This window comes from Fulvivirga maritima (assembly GCF_021389955.1).
Taxonomy (GTDB): domain Bacteria; phylum Bacteroidota; class Bacteroidia; order Cytophagales; family Cyclobacteriaceae; genus Fulvivirga; species Fulvivirga maritima.
On the sequence record NZ_CP089980.1, the window covers coordinates 3,856,531 to 3,878,963 of the forward strand.

Below are 22,433 nucleotides of genomic sequence, written 5' to 3' on the forward strand. Positions count from 1 at the left end.
AACTTGAAATCTAATGAAAATCACTATAAAAAATATATTAAAATTCATGGGTTGTGTGGCTTTGTGTTCTATGGGCATGGTTGCCTATGCTCAGGATGCTCCACCAGATACTGTGGATATAGTTAAAGAAGAAAAGATAGGCTCGCAGCTGGTGCCCGTGGCTTATGGGGTGAAAGAAAGGAGAGCGATCAACGGCGCTGTATCATATCTTGATGGTACTGAAATGACTAAAACGCTCACGCCAACCCTTAGTAATACCCTTTATGGTCGTGTTCCTGGCCTTACGGTAATGCAGGGCAGCGGTGAGCCAGGTTATGATTCGCCCTCTATGCTTATAAGGGGCTTGGGAACCTATAATGACAATGGCTTTTTGGTCTTGGTAGATGGCTTTGAAGCCTCTTTTGACCAGCTTTCCGTAGAGGAAATAGAAAGTGTAGTAGTGCTTAAGGATGCTGCTTCTTTGGCATTATATGGCATAAGAGGAGCTAATGGAGCCTTATTGGTTACAACGAAAAGAGGTCAGCAGCAAAAGGCTAAAATCACCTTTAATGCACGCTATGGATGGCAGCAGCCAACTCGCCTGCCAGAGTTTTTAGGATCATATGACTATGCCAGGCTTTATAATGAAGCCGCTATCAATGATGGTCTTGAAGCTCCTTATTCTGAAGAGGACTTGGCCGCTTATCAAAATGGTACAGACCCTTACTTGCATCCTGATGTTAACTGGTATGATGAAGTACTGAAAGATTCGGCTCCCATAAGTGAATACAATGTGTCTTTTAATGGAGGTAATGATAATATGAAATATTTCGTACTTCTAGGACACATGCGAAATGAAGGCTTATATGCCAATACCGATGAAGATAGGAAGATTAATTCTAATGCTGATTTCCGAAGGTACAACTTCAGAACTAATATAGATGTAAAGCTTTCTGATGCTGTAAGAGGCTCACTTGATTTAGGTGGAAGGATAGAAGATCGATCATTTCCTAATTTCAATGGCCCTTCTTTATGGCAGAATATGGCGCGCTATCCGGCCAATGCTTATCCTGTAATTAATCCGGATGGTACTTGGGGAGGTAACTCTGTATATCCTGATAATCCGGTGGCTTCCATAATTGATAGAGGATACACTTCTAGTCATGATAGAAATCTCATGGCTACACTAAGAATGTCAGAGAAGCTGGACTTTATTACCGAAGGTCTCACTTTTCATCAGGCGTTGTCTGATAATAACTGGCATAGAGGTAACTACAATAAAACTAAGACCTATACTTATTCGGAGCTTACTATTGGGCAAACCAATGATGGTAGAGACTCTCTGATATATGTAACTCACGGTACAGAAACTGATTTTTCTGTGGGTGATGGTAGTTCAGATTCTTACAACTATAACGATCAGTATAACCGCATGAATGTTCAGCTGGCGCTGGATTATAACCACCGTTGGGATAACAGCGGTATTTATGCTTTGCTTATGTACCATCAGGATGTATACACCATTAGTGGTAATAATGTGCCTGCGGCGCAGCAAAGTATTATGGGGCGTATCAGCTATGATTACAAGGAAAAATACTACGCCGAACTGGCCTATTCATATAGCGGATCAGAGAATTTTCCGAAAGGAGATAGGTTCGGCATTTTTCCTGCCCTGTCACTGGGATGGATAGTGTCAGAAGAAGATTTTCTGAAAGATAAAACAGCCTTGAGTTACCTTAAGCTAAGAGCATCAGCCGGTTTAGTAGGTAATGATAGGCTTATTGGTAACCGATTTGCATACTCGCATGACTTCTATTACTCAGGTAGTTATTATTACTTTGGGCCAAACGTAACAGGCAATAACTCAGTAACAGAAGGCACTATAGGTAATCCTGACATTACCTGGGAGAAGTCCATGCAGTTTAACTTCGGTATAGATGGTCAGTTTTTTGATAATACGCTGGGCATCAATTTAGATGCTTTTTACGAAAAAAGGCATGATGTGCTGGCCAGTGCTAACGCCACCGTGCCCGACTATCTGGGGGTTGATGCTCCTTACGAAAATGTAGGTAAGGTCAATAACCGAGGCATAGAGTTAGATATTAACTATCAAAATTCCATTGGAGATTTTAATTACTATGTAGGCCTTACAGGCTTTTATACCAAAAACAAAATCATAGAGATGAATGAGGTAGTAAGACCTGAGGATTATCTCTATCGTACTGGCCACCCAATCAATGCTTACTTCGGTCTGGAGTCTGATGGTTTTTATCAGCAAGCTGATTTCGATGCACAAGGGGAGCTTGTAGATGGCTTGCCGGTTTCTACTTTTGCTCCAGTGCAGCCCGGAGACATTAAGTACAAAGACCTTAATGATGATGGCCTCATAGATCAAAACGATGAGACTTTTATAGGTGATCCTAATGCGCCGGCTTTAACCTACAGCTTGCAGTTAGGTGCTGAATATAAAGGCTTTTATGCTCAGGTATTTTTTCATGGTATAGGTGAGCGATCAGTATACCTTAATGGGCCATATTTCTGGGCTTTGGTAGATGAAAATAACATCGGAACCAATGCGCTTGGCCGTTGGACACCAGAGAATGCAAATAATGCTACTTACCCACGATTAACTACGCAGCCTAATGAAAATAACTATCGCCTTTCTGACTTTTGGCTTAAGTCAGGTAAAGTGCTAAGGCTCCGTAATGTGGAGGTAGGTTATACGCTTCCGGCTCATTGGCTGGATGGCGTTAAAATTAACAGTGCTCGCATTTATGCCAGCGGTGTCAACTTGTTTACCTGGGATGATGTGGATCGTCTTGACCCGGAAAATCTGGGAGGGTATCCTGTCTTAAAATCATTTAGTCTGGGTGCCAGACTGGAATTTTAATCATTAAAAATACCATCTGATGAGAATATTCATATCCATTTTAACACTATTGGTCACTATGCTGGCCATAATGTCTTGTGAAGATAATTTTCTGGATCGTAAAATAGATACCAATTATACTGAAGAGCAGGTTTTTGCTAACTACAGCACTATGCGTGATTTTGGTATTGGCGTTTATACCTACCTGCCGGGGGGCTTTAACAGAATCAATGGAGCCATGCTGGCGGCAGCTACTGATGATGCCGTCCATTCAGGCACAGGTACAGATATTCAAAGCCTTACTAATGGCAGTTGGGGGCCTTTTAATAATCCTGATGACCATTGGGCGCATTTCTATGCAGGTATCAGAAAGGCCAATATGTTTCTGGAAAATACAGTGGAATATCAAACTACGTTGTATAGAGATACTATTACCGATGAAGGTAGGAATGATTACCGAAACCAAACCAATGATATCGGTTGGTTAAGAGCCGAAACGCGTTTGCTTAGGGCTTACTTTTATTTTGAGCTTACGAAAAGATATGGTGGTGTGCCTTTAATCGCCGAAACCTTGGAAGTAGACGGTGACTATAATATGTCGCGCAGCTCGGTTGAGGACTGTATGTCTTACATCATCACTGAGATTGATGCTTTGGAGGAGGATTTACGCCTTACTTGGGTAGGTTTTGAAGATGATAATAGTATTGGCAGGGCTAATTGGGGCGTTGCACTGGCTTTGAAGGCTCGGGCATTGCTGTATTATGCCAGCCCGTTGCATAACGAAAGTAATGATGTGGCCCGGTGGGAAGCCGCCGCTGCCGCTGCCCATGACCTAATAGCGCTCAATCAATATAATTTGGCCGCTGATTATGAAGGGCTATTCAGAGCCATCACTAATAATGAAATCATCTTTGCTCGCCGGTATCCTGGGAGTAACGGCCTGGAAAGAGCTAACTACCCTGTAGGATTTGAAGGAGCAGTAGGAGGTACCAATCCCACTCAGGATTTGGTAAATGCCTATCAGACTATAAATGGCTTACCAATAGAGGAGGATCCTGCTTATGATCCGCAAAATCCCTATGAAGACCGGGACCCGAGGCTCAACATGACCATAATTGTGAACGGTTCTGATTATAAAAACAGGGCTGTAGAAGCCTTCGAAGGAGGTAAGGATGGTCCTGATAAGCCCAGAGGAACACGCACAGGCTATTACCTGAAAAAGTATTCCGCTGAAGGATTAGATCTGTTACAGAATACTACTTCTGCACATACCTGGATCTACTTTCGTTATGCCGAAGTGCTTTTGAATTATGCTGAGGCTATGAATGAAGCCTATGGCCCTGATGACAATGCAGGCTTTTCTATGACTGCTCGTGAAGCGCTCAACATGGTGAGGCATCGGGCTGATGTGAACATGCCGGATGTGCTGGTTGCCGGTCAGGCTGCTTTTAGAGAGGCAGTGAGAAACGAACGTCGTGTAGAACTGGCCTTTGAAGAGCATAGGTTCTGGGATGTAAGAAGATGGGAAATAGCCGAAGAGACTATAGGCAGGCCAGTGCATGGTGTGGATATCGAGTCGCTGGGCAATGGAGAATTCTTATATCAATACCCTGAAGCTCCGGTAGAAGATCGGGTGTTTGAACCGCAAATGTACTTGTATCCTTTGCCTCAAAATGAAATTATAAAAACCTCAGGATCATTGGATCAGACTGATGGTTGGTGATTTGTTACATCAGAAATCAAGATTATAATGAAAAATATTATTAATGGAATTTGTATCATGTTACTGTCACTAATGGCAGTAGCTTGTGACGATGAGGAGGTCTCGCTGCCTGAAGTAGAAACCACTGCAGTAGATGTAGGTATTCGTTTTGGCGGTACTCAGCTAAATATTCCCGAGCAAAGAAATTTCTCTGTAAATGCTGCACAGACCATGTTTACCATTCCTTTGGGAATCACGCTTTCTACCGTATCCATGGAGCCTTTTGAGGCTGAAGTTTCCGTGAATGATGACATGGTAAACCAGCTCATTGCCAGTGGAGAGCTGGGAGATGCTGTTTTACTGCCTGCCTCCAGGTATACCATTCCTGATCATGTGTCTGTTCAGGCTAACACCATTTCGGCTCCGCTACCTTTGGTGCTTGATTTTGATTTACTTACCGAATATGAAGATCAGAATCTGGCTGTGGCCGTACAGGTAGATCAGATTAGTAAGCATACTTTGGTAAGCGAAAAAAGCACTGTGATCATATTGATTGATGCTGATCAGGCTTTTTCGCAAAGTCAGTTGGGAGATGTTACAGAGCAGTTTTTAACCAATACAGGCTATCCGTTTATTTCTACTGACAGGGTGTATGACGGTGCCCGCTGGGGTAACCTGGATGGGTGGTTGGCTAATGATGCAGCTCTGAGTCATGATGGGTATGGTGGTTTTAACTCAGACGCCGGAGGCACCTTTGGGCTGGAAGCTGGTTGGGGCTCGCCCACTATTCCTAACGGTAAAGTGTATCAGGTTACAACACTGCCTGAGGGTAATTATGTGCTGGAAGTAACAGAGTGGGAGTGGGATGGTATTAAAGATGATCCTGCCTATTTTGTAGTGAATATTGGGAATAATCTGCCTGATATCGATAACCTGGAGGGAGAAGCACTGAACTACGAACCTCTATCAAATGGAAGTATAGAATTTACGCTTTATGAGGAAACGGAAGTGGCTTTAGGCGTAGTGGTTAATTTTGTGCAGGATGTAGGGCAAGGTTTTAAAATCAAAAGGCTCACCCTTACCAGATCGTTATAAATATGACTTTATTTTTAAGAGGCAGGGTGCTGTCTTTGTTGTTAGTGGTGTTGGCTTGTATTGCTTTAGCTTGCAAAAATAATAAACCGGATAAACCGAAATCTCAAAATGGATATAGACTGGTTTGGAGTGATGAGTTTAATGAAAATGGCAGTCCTGACTCTGCTAATTGGTCATATGAATATGGTTTTGTGAGAAATGAAGAGCTGCAATGGTATCAGCCACAAAATGCTTTTTGTGATAAAGGTGATCTGATTATCACCGCAAGGAAGGAAACTGTAGCCAATGAAAATTATGATTCAACCTCTAACAACTGGAAATTGAACAGGAAGCAGGCGGAGTACACCTCTGCTTGCCTCCATTCCAGAGAGAAAGTGACCTTTAAATACGGTATACTGGAGGTCAAGGCCAAAATAGATACCACGCAGGGGCTCTGGCCAGCTATCTGGACACTGGGAGAAGAAAAGCCATGGCCTTCTAATGGAGAAGTAGATCTGATGGAGTTTTATCGTTCTGAGCAACAACCGGTAATTATGGCTAATGCAGCCTGGGGAGATCATTGGCGTAATGTAATATGGGATAGTGAAAAGCTTAACCTGAATCACTTTACCGGTAAAAAAGACAACTGGGCTGATGATTACCATATCTGGAAAATGGAATGGACAAATGAGTCTATCAAGCTCTTTCTTGATGATGAACTGTTGAACGAAATAGACATAAGTAAAACCTTAAATTCTGATGGTTTTAATCCCTTTCATCAGCCACATTATATTTTGTTAAATATGGCGGTGGGTTCTAACGGTGGCAAGCCTCAGGAGTGGAGTGAGCCTAAAACTTATCTGGTAGACTATGTTCGCGTCTATGCTAAAATCTAATCATCGCGACCTTTTATTAAACTATATATATTGAAAACATGCTGAAGAAATTTTTTAATCATAAAGCCTATACTTATGTGATCTTAATGATGACATTCGTTTTATCTTATGAAGGCTTTAGCCAAACCAAGTACAAGGCTTTTCATCCAGGCGAACTTTGGTTAGATGACCAGGGAGATCATATAAATGCTCATGGTGGAGGTATTTTATATCATAAAGGTACCTATTATTGGTTTGGAGAAAATAAGGGGAAAGATAGTAACAATGCTTTTGTAGGCATTATGTGCTACTCATCTAAAGACTTGTATAACTGGAAGAGGGAAGCCGTGGCACTTCCTGTAAGTACAGATCCTGATTCAGAAATTACCGCAGGCAGTATTATGGAGCGCCCGAAAGTGATTTATAATAAGAAGACTAAAAAATTCGTGATGTGGTTTCACCTGGAGCTGAAAGGACAAGGATATGCTGCTGCCCGTACTGGCGTGGCTGTGAGTGATAAGCCCGGTGGTCCCTATGAGTACAAAAAATCATACAGGCCTAATGCCGGTCAATGGCCTGAGAATTTTCAAGAAGAGTGGAAGGATAGACCTGCCACTACTGAGGCAGACTGGTGGACAGAGCCCTGGAGAAAAGAAGTGAAAGAAGGCTTATTTGTTCGTCGGGATTTTGAAAAGGGTCAGATGTCTCGTGACATGACGCTTTTTGTAGATGATGACGGCAAGGCTTACCATATCCATTCGGCTGAAGAAAATCTGACGCTGCATATCTCAGAGTTATCTGATGATTATTTGTCATTTACAGGCAGGTATATTACCCTGGCGCCGGGCGGACACAATGAGGCTCCAGCCATTTTTAAACAAGACGGTGTGTATTATCTGATCACTTCAGGCTGTACGGGGTGGGATCCTAATGCTGCCCGTTCTTTCAAATCAAATTCAATGTGGGGGCCATGGGAATACCTGGGTAACCCTGCACAAGGCGAACATGCTAACCTTACGTTCTATTCTCAGAGTACCTATATTTTGCCCGTTCACGGTAAGAAGAATGCTTACATTTATATGGGAGATAGATGGAGGCCTAAAGACCCGATTGACGGCAGGTATATCTGGTTGCCAGTATTTTTAGAACATGACAAGCCAGTAATCAAATGGTTTGATGAATGGGATCTTAGCATATTCGATCAGCAGATGCATTAAGAAAAACAATAAGGGAAAGTTAACAGCTTAATTTCTCTAAGTCCCTCTTCTGATTTTTCAGGGGAGGGACTTCTCTTTTTTCGCCCGCAGGAAAAAAGGATAAATGTAGTAATTAATTTAAATCGGCAGGAAAGTGTGCAGGTAGATAGGCTTTTATGTACTCCAGTTTATAGCTCAATTGAAAACAGGTAAATAGGATGTGTAATATGTGTCTGATTATCAGTGAATAATGTTCTTGTTTTTGCGGCCTTATTTGCCTAAATTCCAACTTTTATTTCAATGAATAGTGATTTATTGGCGCCCAAAATGGCTCATGAATTTTCATTTTTTAAGCTTTAGATCAGGCTGTTAATTAAACCTATAAAAGCCTAAAAAAAATGATATAAAATTGTAGTTTTGAGGGAGATTCGGGGAAGTCTTTTGTGTGATTTACACGGAAGGTATTCTTTTGGAAAAAAATTGAAGGTTTTCATTATATTGGAGCTGATTTTTTTAAGGAATTTATTTTACAAATGAGCGATAACAAAGAACAAAAGAAAGAGTATTCAGCTGGTAATATTCAGGTGCTTGAGGGGCTTGAGGCTGTAAGGAAAAGACCCGCCATGTATATCGGAGATGTGGGTGTGAAAGGTTTGCACCACCTGATCTGGGAGGTAGTAGATAACTCTATTGATGAGGCACTTGCTGGCTATTGCGATGAAATATTTGTTACCATAAATGAAGATAATAGTATTACCGTAGAGGATAACGGTAGGGGTATTCCTACTGATTTCCATGAGAAAGAGCAGAAATCTGCACTTGAGGTAGTAATGACCGTTCTACACGCTGGTGGTAAGTTTGATAAGGATACTTATAAAGTGTCTGGTGGTCTTCATGGTGTGGGTGTTTCTTGTGTGAATGCCCTTTCTACTGATCTAAAAGCTACTGTGCATAGAAACGGTACCATTTATGAGCAGTCATATAAAATTGGTGTACCTCAGGAGCCTGTAAAGGAAATAGGTAAAACTGATAAGAATGGTACTATCATTCAGTTTAAGCCTGATGATAGCATCTTCACCGCTACAGTATATAATTTTGATACAGTATCATCAAGACTTAGAGAGCTTGCATACCTTAATGCAGGTATAAAAATTAATCTTGAAGACCGTAGAGAGCAAGAAGAAGATGGCTCCAACAAGAAAAGTGTATTCCACTCTGAAGGCGGACTACAGGAGTTTGTTGCCTTTTTAGATAGTAGCCGTGAGGCGCTTATTCCTGAGCCTATCTTTATGGATAGCGAAAAAGGAGAGACTCCGGTACAGGTAGCTATGAGCTATAACACTTCATTTAGTGAAAATGTGGTTTCTTACGTAAATAACATTAACACCATAGAAGGAGGTACTCACGTAGCTGGTTTCCGTAGAGCGCTTACCAGAACCTTAAAATCATATGCTGATAAATCGGGCTTGCTAGATAAAGTAAAGGTAGATATCAGTGGTGATGACTTTAGAGAAGGGCTTACTGCAGTAATATCAGTAAAAGTAGCGGAGCCTCAGTTTGAAGGGCAGACCAAAACCAAGCTGGGTAACTCAGATGTGAGTGGAGCGGTAGATACCGTAGTGGGCGAGATGCTTAATAACTTCCTTGAGGAGAACCCTAAAGAGGCTAAGCAAATCGTTCAGAAAGTAGTGCTTGCGGCACAAGCCAGACATGCGGCTCGTAAGGCCCGTGAAATGGTTCAGCGTAAAAACGTGCTTAGTGGCACAGGGCTACCAGGTAAGCTGGCTGACTGCTCTGATAAAGATCCTAATGTTTGTGAATTATACTTAGTGGAGGGTGACTCTGCGGGAGGTTCTGCCAAGCAGGGTCGTGACAGAAACTTTCAGGCTATCTTGCCATTGAGAGGTAAAATTCTTAACGTAGAGAAGGCTCAAGAGCATAGAATTTACGAAAACGAAGAGATAAAAAATATATTAACAGCCTTAGGTGTTTCTATCGGTACGGAGGAAGATGATAAGGCGTTGAATATGGAGAAATTGAGGTATCATAAGATCATAATCATGACCGATGCCGATATTGACGGAAGTCACATCAGAACCTTGATTTTGACTTTATTTTTCCGTTATATGCATGAACTTATTGAAAGCGGATATGTGTATATTGCGTTACCTCCTTTATATTTATTGAAGAAAGGTAAAGATGAGCGTTACTGCTGGACAGAGGAAGAGAGAATGCAATTAGTGTCAGCTATGGCAAAGGATGGTAAAGAAGAATCAGTGGGAGTACAACGTTACAAAGGTTTGGGAGAGATGAACCCTGAGCAGTTGTGGACTACCACTATGGATCCTGAGCATAGAAGTTTGAAGAAAGTAACTATAGAATCAGCTGCAGAGGCTGACCATCTGTTTTCTATGCTAATGGGGGATGAAGTAGCTCCTAGAAGAGAATTTATTGAGCGAAATGCAAAATACGCTAACGTAGACGTATAAATTCGAAAACAATATCAAATCAAAAGGGGTTCAAGATATTGGAGCCCTTTTGTGTTTTATAGACTATGGTAATATCAGAGAAAATAAAAAAGCAGATAGATCAAAGTGATTATATCAGCCGTGATTTGAGCTGGATAAACTTTAATTACAGGGTGCTTGATCAGGCCAAAAGTACTGATAAGAGCATCATTGAACGTCTGAAATTTTTAGCTATCACCGCTTCTAACCTGGATGAGTTTTTCACCATCAGGGTGGGGAGTTTGTATAACTACCTGGATTACCATAAGCATAGAATAGATTATTCAGGTTTAAGAGAGCTGCCTTTCCGCAAGGTATTGCTTACCAGAGCTAAACAGCTGGCTGAGCAGCAGCAAGATCTTTATCTCAACCAACTCATGCCTGAGTTTGAGAAGCATGGCTTTTCTATACTCATGTATAAGCACCTTAACGCACAGGAGAAAGCGCGTGTGATGGACTTTTTTGAAAGTACCATTTATCCTATGCTTACCCCTATGGTGTATGATAGCTACCATACTTTCCCCATTTTAGGAGCCCTTCGTTTTGTGTTAGGGGTTGTAACCAAAAGTGTAGAGGATGGAGTGGATAATAAGAAGCTCAGCTTCATTCAGGTGCCTGTTAACCTGCCTCGTTTTTATGAAATAGAGAAGGAAGACAAGATCTATTTTGTGCCTATTGAAGATATTATCAGAAACAATGCTGACTACCTTTTCAGGAATGTGAAAATTCAATCTATCAACCTCTTCAGGATAACCAGAAATGGTGATTTTACGCTGGAAGAGAGTGATGATATAGAAGCTAACTTTCTGGAAGAGCTCAAGCAAAAGCTTAAAACACGCCGTACAGGCCGGGTAGTGCGTCTCGAGGTATTTGGGCGACCAGATTCATGGATGCTGAAGGTGCTTAAAGAGCGTTGGGATATTGATGATGATAATATTTTCAGAACTAAGAAAAAAGGTCTTATAGATTTTACAGGCTTATGGCAGATAGTAGGCCATAGGCACTTTAAAGATATGCTTACCGAAATGCCTAATATGGTTCCTCCTGTAAGCTATCCTGAGATCAGCAATGATAATATTTTTGAAGTGCTGAAACATCGTGATGTGCTCCTCCATCATCCTTATAATGGCATGGAGCCCGTGCTTAACTTGTTGGAGCATGCAGCGGAAGATCCCGGTGTATTGGCTATTAAAATTACTATTTACAGGCTGGCTAAAGATAGCCGTGTTACAGCGGCACTGTTAAAAGCAGCAGAGAACAGTAAGCACGTTTCTGTTCTTTTTGAGGTAAAGGCAAGGTTTGATGAAGAGAACAACCTCAGAGAAGCACAGCGTTTGCAAAAAGCAGGCTGTTTTGTGATTTATGGTTTCAGTAGCTATAAAACACATACAAAGTTACTTTTAATAGTGCGTAAGGAAGGCGAGAGAGTAACGCGCTATGTGCACCTTTCTAGTGGGAACTATAATGAATCTACTTCTAAGTTGTATACTGATTTAGGCTTGCTTACTACCAATGATGTGCTGGCTCATGATGTGTCCGAATTCTTTAACGTAATCACCGGACATAGTATGCCTGATAAATATCAAAACTTAATTACTGCACCTCGCGAGATGAAGCCGCAGTTGATAAAAATGATACGAGCTGAGGCTGAAAATGCCAGAAATGGATTGCCGTCAGGTATAGTTATAAAAATCAACTCCCTGCAAGATAATGATGCTATAGAAGAGCTTTATCTGGCTTCGCAAGCAGGTGTGCCTATTAAGCTCATTGTACGCGGTATGTGCTGCTTAAGGCCAGGAAGACCCGGACTCAGTGAAAATATTCAGGTGTTATCTATTGTAGGTCAATACCTTGAGCATAGTCGCATTTATTACTTTCATAATAAAGGTGAATCTCAAGTGTATGTAGGCAGTGCTGATATGATGGTTCGCAGCTTTGAGAGAAGGCTGGAATCTCTGTTTATGATTACCGATAACCTTTTGAAAAGGCAGGTGATTAATATTCTTCAATATAATCTGAGAGATAATGTTAATAGCTACCTCATGCGTGAAGATGGTTCTTATGTGAGAAAAATAGCAGGTAATGAGCCACCATTTAACATACATAAGGAGCTTTACAACGTGCATAAAGAAAACCTTCAGGATCTTGATTTAACTTTTGAAACCGAACCTGAAGTAGAGCATGAACCTGTAGTAACGGAAAATGGTCAGATGCATGATCAGGAGGAGGTGAAGAGTGACCTTAACTAAACTTGATCTTCTCTTTTACGGTATTGCGCTCGTATAAATACTGCATAATCCCGTCTTTAAGACCAACAGCAGGAACTATGATATTGTGGGCTCCGGCCCACTCCATTACTGCTATGTAAATGTCAGAAGCAGGTATGATCACATCTGCCCGGTCCGGGTTAAGTTGTAGATCATTGATCCTTTCTTCCATAGTCATATCACGGATGTATTTCTGAACTTCTTTCACCTTAGCCAGAGACATTTTATCTCCCTCTGCTTTTTCCGCCAGGTCAAATATTTTATTGATGTTTCCACCAGTACCTACAGCTGTAACTGGAGTTTTGCTCTCGGCAACTTTCTCTTTCACCCACTTGCTCATATTTTTCCATATAACCGGTGAGTCATTATGTTCTAATCGCCTTACAGAGCCAATTTTAAATGAACGAGAAGCGATTTTTTTGCCTCCCTTGAGTAAGTTAAGTTCCGTGCTTCCACCTCCCACGTCTATATGTATGTAGCTTTTCTTTTTATCCAGAAAAGAGCTGATGGCATTATTAATTAAAAGGGCTTCTTTTACACCATCTATAATCTTAATCTTTAAATCCAGCTCTTCCTGCACTTCTTTGATAATGTCTGCTCCATTTTTTGCTTCACGCATGGCACTGGTAGCGCAAGCCATATAATCATTCACCTCATATAAATCCAACAGGATTTTAAAGGCTCGCATGAGCTTTTTGAACTTAGATTTTTTTGCTGCACTAATGGTTCCGCTATTAAACACATCCTGTCCTAAACGGAGAGGGAAACGTACATATTCCAGCTTTTTAAAATGAAGCTGGCCCTTACTTGTAATGGTGGTAGTTACCTGTAATCTAATGGCATTGGAGCCAATGTCTATAGCGGCTAGTTTCAATATGTTTTAAAGTTTAAATTAAAGATTATAGAATTTAAAATTATAACTTTGAATAATCAATACGGTCTTAAAGTTATTAAAAGTAAAGTTTGCACCATGGATATAACAAAATTATTAGCTAAAAAGATACTGATTCTGGATGGAGCTATGGGTACCATGATACAAAAACATACCCTTACAGAAGAAGATTTTCGTGGTGATTATCTGAAGGATCATGAGTTTGATCTTAAGGGTAATAATGACCTTTTGTCTATAACCAGGCCAGATATTATCAAAGATATCCATAAGCAATATTTTGCTGCCGGAGCTGATATAGCAGAAACCAATACCTTTAGTGGTACTACCATCGCTCAGGCCGACTATCATTTGGGTGAGGAGGTAGTATATCAGATTAACTACCAATCTGCCTTACTGGCTCGTGAAGCGGCAGATGAGTTTACTGAGGCCGAGCCCAATAAGCCCCGTTTTGTAGCAGGCTCTATTGGCCCGACTAACAGAACGGCATCCATATCCCCTGATGTGAATAATCCGGGATACAGGGCCATAACCTTCGAGGAGCTGGCCTCAGCCTATAAATTTCAGGCTAAAGCCCTTTTAGATGGAGGGGTAGATATGTTTTTAGTGGAAACCGTTTTTGATACTTTAAATGCAAAAGCTGCTTTATTTGGTATAGCTGAGCTGTTTAATGAAATAGGTAGAGAATTACCAGTGATGGTATCAGGCACTATTACTGATGCCAGTGGTAGAACGCTTTCCGGACAGACCACCCATGCTTTCCTGATTTCTATAGAGCATATGCCATTATTGAGCGTAGGGCTCAACTGTGCGCTTGGAGCTAAAGATCTGAGGCCGTACTTACAGGTACTGAATAAAGAAGCTCCTTTCTTTGTAAGTGCCCACCCTAATGCTGGTTTGCCTAATGAATTCGGACAGTATGATCAGTCGCCAGAAGATATGGCCGATCAGATAGAGGAGTTTTTACAAGAAGGCCTTATCAATATTATTGGCGGATGCTGCGGTACCACTCCAGAGCATATAAACGCTATCGCCAACGTGGCTGCTAAGTATGCACCCAGAAAGCTTAAGCAAGAACTGGAAGCTGCGGAGTGAGTTGATTTAAAAGAGATGTTTTCTTTAAAAAATGATGTCATCCCGGCCGCAACAAAGTGGAGAGCCGGGATCTCACCGTTCAGGCAGCAGTATCAGATCAGCGAGATTCCTGATATCCTTCCGCTACGCTTCATGATTCAGGAATGACGGTTTTTATGTTGCTTTTTTGATAGATTGCAAAAAAGTATGGGGCTTAAGGAGTAAAATGTAGACTGTAGATTCTCTTGTCAAGAGGCTTTTGCAAAACTTCAATTAAATGAATACATAGATGTCTCCTTTCGTCGACATGACCCTAGATTTTTTGAGTTGGTTTATGTTATGATAAATGAAAAAAGGTATTTATTGTTCAATAAGAGATTAGTCATAACTCCATAACGTCATCCCGGCCGCAACGAAGTGGAGAGCCGGGATCTCACCGTTCAGTTAGCAGTATCAGATCTGCGAGATTCCTGATATCCTTCCGTTGCGCTCCATGATTCAGGAATGACGGTTTTTTGTTAAATTTAGTAATGGTAGCTAAAGGAGGATACATATACATTGTCAGTAACAAAATCCGATCGGTATTATATGTTGGTGTTACAGCTAATCTTTCTGCTCGTTCTTGGGAACATAAAAACGGAGAAGGCTCCTTCTTTACCAAAAAGTATAAATGCACAGATATTATATATTATGAATTTTTCCCAGATATTGAATCTGCTATTACTAGGGAAAAACAGCTTAAAAAATGGAAACGGGATTGGAAACTAGAGTTGATTCGAAAATTTAATCCTACACTTAAAGATCTATATGAAGAGGTTGAAGACATGAAATAGTCAATCAAAACTAGGCGTCATCCCGGCCGCAACGAAGTGGAGAGCCGGGATCTTACCGCTCAGTTAGCACTATCAGATCAGCGAGATTCCTGATATCCTTCCGCTGCGCTTCATGATTCAGGAATGACGGTTTTTATGTTCCTTTTTTGATCGATTGCAAAAAAGTATGGGGCTTAATCAATTAAATGTAGACTCTAGATGAGTTTGGTCAGAGGCTTTTTGCAAAGCTTCAATTAAATGAATACATAGATGTCTCTTTTCGTCGACATGACCCCGGATTTTTTGAATTGGTTTATGATAAAAGAAAAAAGGTGTTTATTGCTCAATAAGGGATTATTTATAACTCCATAACGTCATCCCGGCCGCAACGAAGTGGAGAGCCGGGATCTCACCGCTCAGGTAGCAGTGTCAGATCAGCGAGATTCCTGATATCCTTCCGCTACGCTCCATGATTCAGGAATTATGGTTTTTTTGTTACTTTTTTGATCGATTGCAAAAAAAATAAAGGTACTAAAGCAATAAAATGTAGATTCTCTTATCAAGAGGCTTTTGCAAAACTTCAATTAAATGAATACATAGATGTCTCCTTTCGTCGACATGACCCCGGATTTTTAATTCATATCAATAGAAAGTTTCTGAGAAGATACCATTGACGAAGTAGTAATTCATAACCCATTTTGGTAGTTTGGCGTTCTTATTAATTCATAATAAATATTACGCATTCGGAAGAAATGAAGCAGTTGATAGATTATATTTTGCAGTATGGGCACCTAAATGAAGAGCAAATTGATTTTGTTTTACAAAGATCAAAGGTGATAAGTCTGCGAAAAGATGAATGCTTTTCTCAACCAGGTAAAATACCCAGACAAGTTGGTTTTGTGCTCGAAGGCGTTTTTCGAGGGCATTATTATACAAATGATGGCGAGGATGTAACCCGTTGTTTTATAGGTGAAAATAGTCTTATGGTAGATTATGTCAACTTTGAAGCCCAGACCGTAGCCACTGAATATTTACAAGCCTGTACAGACGCCCAGCTTATAGTTTTTTCTAAGCAAAGCTGGGAGGAGCTTTCTGAGAAAATTGAAAGCTGGGATAATATTAAAAACAAAATGGTACAACTATGCATGTATCAAAAATCAAGAACAGGGCCGGTAGTATCACAAGATGCCACTACCCGATATTTGGAGTTTATTAACAACTACCCTACACTGATCAATCGTGTTCCTTTAACATACATAGCCTCATACCTTGGGGTTACACAGCAATCTCTAAGCAGAATAAGAAAAAATATTCGTTAGTGCTTTTTACCATATGGTAAAACAGCTGTTCTATAATTGGCTAATCTTTGCTTCATAAATATAAAAATAGAAGCAATTATGAAAAAAGTATTTGTAACAGGAGCTAACAAAGGAATAGGTTTTGGCACGGCAAAACTCTTATTACAAAACGGGTTTTATGTTTATATTGGTAGCCGAAATCTAAAAAATGGTGAAGCAGCGGCAGATCAGTTAAAAGCGGAAGGATTAAAATATGTTGAAGCGGTGCAGATAGATGTAACTGATGACGTATCTGTAAAAGCAGTTTTTGAAGAAATCAAGAAAAAGACAGGGGTTTTAGATGTCCTAATTAATAATGCAGGTATAAACGGAGGTAAAGATCCTTACACTGCACGTGCTGCAGAGCCGGAAGAATTTAAAGCTGCATTTGATACTAATGTAGTCGGTACGGCCAGGGTAACTAACTTATTTATTGAATTACTGCGAAAGTCTAGTTCGCCAAGAATTGTAAATCTGAGCACGAGCGTAGGGTCGCTAACCTTGCAGAGTGATCCTGAGTGGCCCGCGTACAGCTATGCTAAATATGCAGTATATGCTTCGTCTAAAGCCGCATTAAATATGTACACAGTTCACTTAGCTTATGAACTTCGTGATACCAATTTTAAGGTGAATGCCGTTTGTCCTGGCCTGACAGCTACTGATTTTACCGGTGGTAATGGGGGTGATGTGGAAACAGCAGCGGGCAGAATTGTTAAATATGCCATGATTGGCGAAGATGGTCCTACAGGTAAGTTTTTTAGTGAAGAGACTAACCCGGAAACAGGTGAAGTGCCTTGGTAATATTATCTAACAAACTTGAATATAGGCCATTCCAAATAAAAATTGGGATGGCCTTATTTTTTTATGGCAATGTATGAAGGAAAACAAGTGATGCAAGTGCTTAATAATAAATATTAAAATAACTATATTGAATATTCTTTTTATTGATCTTGGGTTGGAGTATCAAGGAAGAGATTATTGATTATCACTTAAAACATAATGAATATCTTCAGGATTTTTAGAAATAGAAAAATGAACCCTAAAGAGCTTTGTTTGCAGTTAGGGAAAAGACTTTATCATACTCATTCAGTAGAATTTCAAGATTATTATGAGGAGTATCTTGAAGACTTAGGGGAGTTTAAGGATATGTATTTTGACGTATATGAAGAATTTGACTTTAAAAGATTAGGCCCTTTTGAGGTGTTGTATGCATATGGAGCACACTATGAGCATGCGTATTATATAGATTGGAGGGGAGAGGAAAACGAAAAGGAAGTAGAATCTTATGTAGAGCAGACCTTTCCAAAGGTGAAATTTAGTTGGTCGGCTACTGAGACATTGCGAAGTGAATATTCAGCATCAAATCTTAGAGATGGTAATTTTATAATTAAGCTTTTTAAGGCGGTAGATGAGGACATAAGAAGGCAGGGCTATGCGCTTCTGTTTTTCACTATAGATGCTGATGGTTATTGTTTCATTCCTACTGATATAGATACTTATGAGCTAGCCATTGGAGGCCTGAAAAGAAAATTTAATGGGGCTGCTGACATTAAAGGTTAAGCACTAGCATTTTATTATTCACTAAATGAGAAGCATCAATTAACAATGGAAAATTGGGTTGTACTGGGCCAATATTTAGATAAGGACGTCTTAATGATGACGGAGGCGATCTTAAATGGTCATAAGATTTCATTTAGAGTGAAATCACCGGAAAGTCATTTGAATTCTGCCCTTGGACAGGCTACCTCGCAGGGCTTTGTGGTAGAGGTGGCGGCTGATCAGTATGACCTGGCAAAGCAACTAACAGAGTCAGAAGGTGATGTAGCGTCTGATGCTGAGGTGCCTATGGAAGAATACACTACTGAAGAGCTAAAAGAGATTATTCTTAACCCTGAAGACTGGCATGAACAATTGCTCTTTAATGCTAAAAATGAACTTAACCGCAGAGGGGCGGTGGTGCAGGAAGAAGAAATAGAAAGTTCGAGAGAAGAAAAAATCAGGCAGTTGCAAAAGGGGGCAGAGCCATCAGGAATTATTTATTATTTTATGTGGGCCTTTGCGTTACTGGGAGGATACATTGGTATTATAGCGGGCTATTTTTATTGGAGAGGGAAAATCAAGGGTTTTGATGGTAAAAGATATTATATGTATTCGAGAAGGTATCGTAATCAAGGTTATTATATGTTCATGCTAGGGGTGGTTTCCGCCATATTGCAGACTTACATATATATTATCAATAGGTGATGTTTTACCCATTTTGAAAAGCAAATATCGATTTAGCGCGCGTAGCGAAGCAAATTACCGCAGCAATTTTATTTTTTGAAAATGAAGTAAACCGCCAAAATGAGAAAAATGAAGCCTATTAAATGGTTGATTTTGAAGGTTTCATTCTTGAAGAAAACAATGGTAAACAAGGTGAAGATAGTGAGCGTAATCACTTCCTGAATTACCTTTAGTTGCCATAAATTAAAAGGACCGCCGTTTTCATTAAAGCCGATTTTGTTAGCAGGTACCTGAAAGATATATTCAAAGAGCGCTATCCCCCAGCTGATAAGAATAACCGATACCAGCCCCAAATGGGCAAACCAGCTCATCTCTTTAAATTTTAAATGACCATACCAGGCGAAGGTCATAAAAGTGTTGGAAACCACCAATAGCACTATAGTAAGGAGTCCTTTGTTCATTAATGTATTAGAATAGTGACGAGTATAAAATCTGCAGTAAATGTACTACTCTTATCATTTTGAATAATTAGTTAGGGGAGAAGAAATTCTTTAGGATCTTCAGTTTAAGATGTGCCAATCATGATGTTGTGAGTAGACGAAGTATGTCACTACTAGAGATTATTGCCTTTTGTCATTTTATCTCACCTTATGTCCATTAGTACATCCGGTTTTTAGCCGAGAGCGATTAAAAGCTTTTGATAATAATTTCTGTTTTAGACTTAAATTTTTATTGGAATTATTAAATTAAAGTATAGAAAGTTAATCGATTATAAAGGCTTATAAGTATTTAAAATGGATATACTTCTGATAATTAATGATTTAATTAAATTTTACGAAGTATTGTGTGGTCAGTGTATTGCACATATTCGGATATTACCAGCAAGGCAAAAAAAAATTGTGCATATAATTAAAATACGAACAAAATAATATGTCAAACCCATTCATTGAAAACTCAGAAAGATGGTTAGCTATTGCCAACACAGATTATTTGACTCTTTTTGTAAAGGCATGGATTCCATTTAATGCTTGGTATAGGAATAGTTATCCCTCGATTAAAACGGATAGAGAAACTATTAATATCATAAAGTCTTCACCTAATCTATTCCGTGATAAAATGCTTTCTTTATTAAAGGGTAGAGATTTTAAAAGTACAACATTTAAAGATAAAATTGGATTATTGTATCATATTTTAGAAGAAAATTATATCCCGAATGCGGATAGTAGAATTTCATTTGAAGAAATAACTGTTGAAAGAAATCCTGACACTTTAAAAATAAACCAAAAGCAAGGATGGAATTATAAAGTTGAATTGGTTTATACCAATCCTCCTCATAATAATTTAAACATAAACATTCTAGTAACAGGAAGAAACCGAGCTACAAAGTACACTCATTCTCAAAACAAATACGATGTGAATGATTTGAAAGACAATATTGAAAACTCTTCCTCATTAAGTGAAAATCAAATTTTAACATTGATTGAAACTTATGAATTTATCAACCCAAAGAAAGCAATAAATTTGATTACTGAAAAAAAGAATGGAATTGAGGCTGCAGATATAAGATTAGTGAATGATGTGGATAAAGTTGCCAAAGGAATTATTGAAATATTATATAGGCTTAGGTGTATTCTTTTCCATGGAGAATTGAATCCCAGTAAAGAAAATCAAAAAGCATATGAACCAGCTTTTTATATTTTAAAAACATTAATAACAAGTTTAAAATAAAGCTATGTCAAATTCAGCAGCAAATAAGATAGATGCAGACGATAGAAGTCTTAGAGATATACTACAATCAAAAAAATATTCAATCGATTTTTTTCAAAGAGAATATAAATGGCAAAGAAGACATATAGAGCAACTCATTATAGATATTGAAGAAGCTTTTACGGATAGTTATAAACTTGGAGATAAAATACAGGATGTTTCTAGTTATAATTCATATTATATGGGGCCTGTTATATTTTATGATAAGTCAGGTACACTTTCAATTATTGATGGTCAACAAAGATTAACCTCAATTACATTAATTTTAATCTACATTCATAATCTTCAAAAGGATAATGAAAATGCAGAACCAATCACTGATTTGATTTATTCTAGAAAACATGGGAGAACTTCTTTTAATCTTGAAGTACCTGAGCGATATGATATATTAAACGCCTTGTATAATGGAAATGAAGATGATTATGATATTGCTAATGAAAAAAATCTTTCAATAATAAATACATTTGAAAGATACCAAGATATTAAAGAGTTGTTTCCAGAACATTTAATTGGGGATAAATTGCCCCTTTTTATTGATTGGTTAAAAGAAAAACTAACATTTGTAGAAATCATTGCTTATTCAGACAAAAATGCTTACACAATTTTTGAAACAATGAATGACAGGGGATATAATTTAACCCCAAGTGAAATGTTAAAAGGATTTCTACTTTCAAAAATTGAAAATGAGGATTATCTTATTGAATTAAATGAGATTTGGAGAGAAAAAATATCTGAATTTCATTATTATTCCGTAGATGAAGATTTAGAGTTTTTTAGGGCGTGGCTAAGAGGTCAATATGCTGAAACCATGAAAAAATCCACTGCCGCAGGCACTGCGAGAGAAGATTTTGAGAAAATCGGTACTAGTTTTCATCGTTGGGTAAAAGAAAATTCTAGTAAATTAAAACTTAAATCGGAAGAGAGTTATTTTTATTTTGTTAAAGGTGATTTTGTTTTTTTCGCTGACTTATATTTGAGAATTAAAGAACTTGAGAGGTATCCTATCGAGGAAATAGAATTAGTTAATTATATCTCAAATTACTCAATAGCAACTTCATTGTCATATCCCCTTTATATTTCCCCAATTAAAAAATTAGATTCAGAAGAGATAATTGAATCTAAACTAAAAATCATTGCAAGTTACATTGAAAGGTTCGTAGTGTATCGTTCAATAAAAAGTTTACCTATTTCTCAAACTTCTATTAGATATTCTTTTTTTAATAATGTAATAAAAGGTTCAAGAGATTTAGATAATACTGAATTAATTAATTTTCTCAATTCAACAATAGAATATGAAGAAGCATTTGAACAAATTAATTATGTTCAGACATTTAATTTAAATCGTAAATTTTTTAGATACTTTATTGCAAGAATTACTTATCATATTAATTCTGTTTGTGATTTAAATATTGACTTTTATGATCTAATGTCTGCAAGACGCAAGACTGGCAGTCTCTTAGAACCTGTCTTTGATTATGATCTTATAAGCAATGAGGGCGAGATTGAGGAAGAAAAAGATATTGATAAGTTTTATTTTAGTCTCTGTAATTATGTACTTAAAAGAAAGGATATTGAAGATGATGTAGACAGTGAATATCATAATTTATATTACCGCCTTATGGTATCTGGTGAATTGTCAGACGCTGAAAAATCTGAATTATCAATAAGATATACTTTGCCAACGACATATAGTTTTTCTTCTGAGTGGCTTGAAGAAAGAAAAAAAATAATGATAGAAATTTGTAATGATATATGGAAACCAATTGAATAAGCCCAGCTGGTAACACTTTATATACAAAATGGGCGAGATTGTAGTAAATCAAGTACTGTAGCCCGCTTCAAAATTGTCTCGGTTTGATAGG

Annotated in this window: 17 protein-coding genes; 15 read left to right on the forward strand and 2 right to left on the reverse strand. The window is 38.7% G+C overall.

Going from position 1 to position 22,433, the window contains the following annotated elements; genetic code table 11:
* Nucleotides 1-13 precede the first annotated feature (13 nt).
* The 7 genes from LVD15_RS16390 (at nucleotide 14) to ppk1 (ending at nucleotide 12,451) form a co-directional block, all read left to right on the forward strand.
* Entirely contained in the window at nucleotides 14-2,869 is a 2,856-nt protein-coding gene (locus LVD15_RS16390; protein ID WP_233776286.1) for a SusC/RagA family TonB-linked outer membrane protein, read from the forward strand.
* Nucleotides 2,870-2,888: 19 nt separating this feature from the next.
* Complete coding sequence (locus LVD15_RS16395) at nucleotides 2,889-4,571, forward strand: RagB/SusD family nutrient uptake outer membrane protein (protein ID WP_233776287.1); 1,683 nt, start codon at nucleotides 2,889-2,891, stop codon at nucleotides 4,569-4,571.
* Between the two features lie 57 nt (nucleotides 4,572-4,628).
* Nucleotides 4,629-5,645, forward strand: coding sequence for a DUF5013 domain-containing protein (locus LVD15_RS16400; protein ID WP_233776288.1), 1,017 nt, complete (start codon nucleotides 4,629-4,631; stop codon nucleotides 5,643-5,645).
* 2 nt (nucleotides 5,646-5,647) lie between these two features.
* Nucleotides 5,648-6,520, forward strand: coding sequence for a glycoside hydrolase family 16 protein (locus LVD15_RS16405; RefSeq protein WP_233776289.1), 873 nt, complete (start codon nucleotides 5,648-5,650; stop codon nucleotides 6,518-6,520).
* 38 nt (nucleotides 6,521-6,558) lie between these two features.
* Nucleotides 6,559-7,716: a glycoside hydrolase family 43 protein gene (locus tag LVD15_RS16410; RefSeq protein WP_233776290.1), complete on the forward strand. Its 1,158-nt coding sequence runs from the start codon at nucleotides 6,559-6,561 to the stop codon at nucleotides 7,714-7,716.
* Between the two features lie 512 nt (nucleotides 7,717-8,228).
* Entirely contained in the window at nucleotides 8,229-10,184 is a 1,956-nt protein-coding gene (gene gyrB / locus LVD15_RS16415; RefSeq protein ID WP_233776291.1) for a DNA topoisomerase (ATP-hydrolyzing) subunit B, read from the forward strand.
* 65 nt (nucleotides 10,185-10,249) lie between these two features.
* On the forward strand, nucleotides 10,250-12,451 hold the full coding sequence (gene ppk1 / locus LVD15_RS16420) for a polyphosphate kinase 1 (RefSeq protein WP_233776292.1): 2,202 nt from the start codon (nucleotides 10,250-10,252) through the stop codon (nucleotides 12,449-12,451).
* Here ppk1 and LVD15_RS16425 read toward each other — a convergent pair.
* Nucleotides 12,444-13,343, reverse strand: coding sequence for a Ppx/GppA phosphatase family protein (locus tag LVD15_RS16425; RefSeq protein ID WP_233776293.1), 900 nt, complete (start codon nucleotides 13,341-13,343; stop codon nucleotides 12,444-12,446). The genes ppk1 and LVD15_RS16425 overlap by 8 nt on opposite strands.
* Before the next feature lie 96 nt (nucleotides 13,344-13,439).
* On the opposite strand from LVD15_RS16425, the gene LVD15_RS16430 reads away from it, so the two are divergent.
* The 6 genes from LVD15_RS16430 (at nucleotide 13,440) to LVD15_RS16455 (ending at nucleotide 18,825) form a co-directional block, all read left to right on the forward strand.
* Nucleotides 13,440-14,453 carry a homocysteine S-methyltransferase family protein gene (locus LVD15_RS16430; protein WP_233776294.1) on the forward strand — a complete coding sequence of 338 codons (1,014 nt, stop codon included), beginning with the start codon at nucleotides 13,440-13,442 and terminating at the stop codon, nucleotides 14,451-14,453.
* 509 nt (nucleotides 14,454-14,962) lie between these two features.
* A complete protein-coding gene (locus LVD15_RS16435; RefSeq protein ID WP_233776295.1) occupies nucleotides 14,963-15,265 on the forward strand; it encodes a GIY-YIG nuclease family protein in 303 nt (100 codons plus the stop codon).
* A gap of 731 nt (nucleotides 15,266-15,996) precedes the next feature.
* Entirely contained in the window at nucleotides 15,997-16,563 is a 567-nt protein-coding gene (locus LVD15_RS16440) for a Crp/Fnr family transcriptional regulator (protein WP_233776296.1), read from the forward strand.
* A 78-nt stretch (nucleotides 16,564-16,641) separates the two neighbouring features.
* The gene (locus tag LVD15_RS16445) at nucleotides 16,642-17,382 is read left to right on the forward strand and encodes an SDR family oxidoreductase (RefSeq protein ID WP_233776297.1); all 741 of its coding nucleotides are present in this window, start codon (nucleotides 16,642-16,644) and stop codon (nucleotides 17,380-17,382) included.
* Between the two features lie 198 nt (nucleotides 17,383-17,580).
* Nucleotides 17,581-18,141 carry a DUF6630 family protein gene (locus LVD15_RS16450; protein WP_233776298.1) on the forward strand — a complete coding sequence of 187 codons (561 nt, stop codon included), beginning with the start codon at nucleotides 17,581-17,583 and terminating at the stop codon, nucleotides 18,139-18,141.
* 45 nt (nucleotides 18,142-18,186) lie between these two features.
* Entirely contained in the window at nucleotides 18,187-18,825 is a 639-nt protein-coding gene (locus tag LVD15_RS16455) for a hypothetical protein (RefSeq protein WP_233776299.1), read from the forward strand.
* A gap of 68 nt (nucleotides 18,826-18,893) precedes the next feature.
* Here the strand turns inward: LVD15_RS16455 and LVD15_RS16460 are convergent, their stop codons facing one another.
* Entirely contained in the window at nucleotides 18,894-19,265 is a 372-nt protein-coding gene (locus tag LVD15_RS16460) for a DMT family protein (protein ID WP_233776300.1), read from the reverse strand.
* Between the two features lie 469 nt (nucleotides 19,266-19,734).
* Between LVD15_RS16460 and LVD15_RS16465 the strand changes: the two genes are divergently transcribed.
* Together LVD15_RS16465 and LVD15_RS16470 are read left to right on the forward strand one after the other, a co-directional pair.
* Nucleotides 19,735-20,532, forward strand: coding sequence for a hypothetical protein (locus LVD15_RS16465; protein WP_233776301.1), 798 nt, complete (start codon nucleotides 19,735-19,737; stop codon nucleotides 20,530-20,532).
* Nucleotides 20,533-20,536: 4 nt separating this feature from the next.
* Nucleotides 20,537-22,342 (forward strand): DUF262 domain-containing protein, encoded by a 1,806-nt coding sequence (locus LVD15_RS16470; protein WP_233776302.1) that lies wholly within the window; start codon nucleotides 20,537-20,539, stop codon nucleotides 22,340-22,342.
* Nucleotides 22,343-22,433 lie beyond the last annotated feature (91 nt).

What these genes read in the sequence shown, in the direction of transcription:
- LVD15_RS16410 (WP_233776290.1), top strand. Translation starts at nt 6,559, where the DNA reads ATGCTGAAGAAATTTTTTAATCATAAAGCCTATACTTATGTGATCTTA.
- gyrB (WP_233776291.1), top strand. Translation starts at nt 8,229, where the DNA reads ATGAGCGATAACAAAGAACAAAAGAAAGAGTATTCAGCTGGTAATATT.
- LVD15_RS16400 (WP_233776288.1), top strand. Translation starts at nt 4,629, where the DNA reads ATGTTACTGTCACTAATGGCAGTAGCTTGTGACGATGAGGAGGTCTCG.
- LVD15_RS16455 (WP_233776299.1), top strand. Translation starts at nt 18,187, where the DNA reads ATGGAAAATTGGGTTGTACTGGGCCAATATTTAGATAAGGACGTCTTA.
- LVD15_RS16460 (WP_233776300.1), bottom strand. Translation starts at nt 19,265, where the DNA reads ATGAACAAAGGACTCCTTACTATAGTGCTATTGGTGGTTTCCAACACT.
- LVD15_RS16470 (WP_233776302.1), top strand. Translation starts at nt 20,537, where the DNA reads ATGTCAAATTCAGCAGCAAATAAGATAGATGCAGACGATAGAAGTCTT.
- LVD15_RS16450 (WP_233776298.1), top strand. Translation starts at nt 17,581, where the DNA reads ATGAATATCTTCAGGATTTTTAGAAATAGAAAAATGAACCCTAAAGAG.
- LVD15_RS16405 (WP_233776289.1), top strand. Translation starts at nt 5,648, where the DNA reads ATGACTTTATTTTTAAGAGGCAGGGTGCTGTCTTTGTTGTTAGTGGTG.
- LVD15_RS16395 (WP_233776287.1), top strand. Translation starts at nt 2,889, where the DNA reads ATGAGAATATTCATATCCATTTTAACACTATTGGTCACTATGCTGGCC.
- LVD15_RS16465 (WP_233776301.1), top strand. Translation starts at nt 19,735, where the DNA reads ATGTCAAACCCATTCATTGAAAACTCAGAAAGATGGTTAGCTATTGCC.
- LVD15_RS16430 (WP_233776294.1), top strand. Translation starts at nt 13,440, where the DNA reads ATGGATATAACAAAATTATTAGCTAAAAAGATACTGATTCTGGATGGA.
- LVD15_RS16445 (WP_233776297.1), top strand. Translation starts at nt 16,642, where the DNA reads ATGAAAAAAGTATTTGTAACAGGAGCTAACAAAGGAATAGGTTTTGGC.
- LVD15_RS16435 (WP_233776295.1), top strand. Translation starts at nt 14,963, where the DNA reads ATGGTAGCTAAAGGAGGATACATATACATTGTCAGTAACAAAATCCGA.
- ppk1 (WP_233776292.1), top strand. Translation starts at nt 10,250, where the DNA reads ATGGTAATATCAGAGAAAATAAAAAAGCAGATAGATCAAAGTGATTAT.
- LVD15_RS16390 (WP_233776286.1), top strand. Translation starts at nt 14, where the DNA reads ATGAAAATCACTATAAAAAATATATTAAAATTCATGGGTTGTGTGGCT.
- LVD15_RS16440 (WP_233776296.1), top strand. Translation starts at nt 15,997, where the DNA reads ATGAAGCAGTTGATAGATTATATTTTGCAGTATGGGCACCTAAATGAA.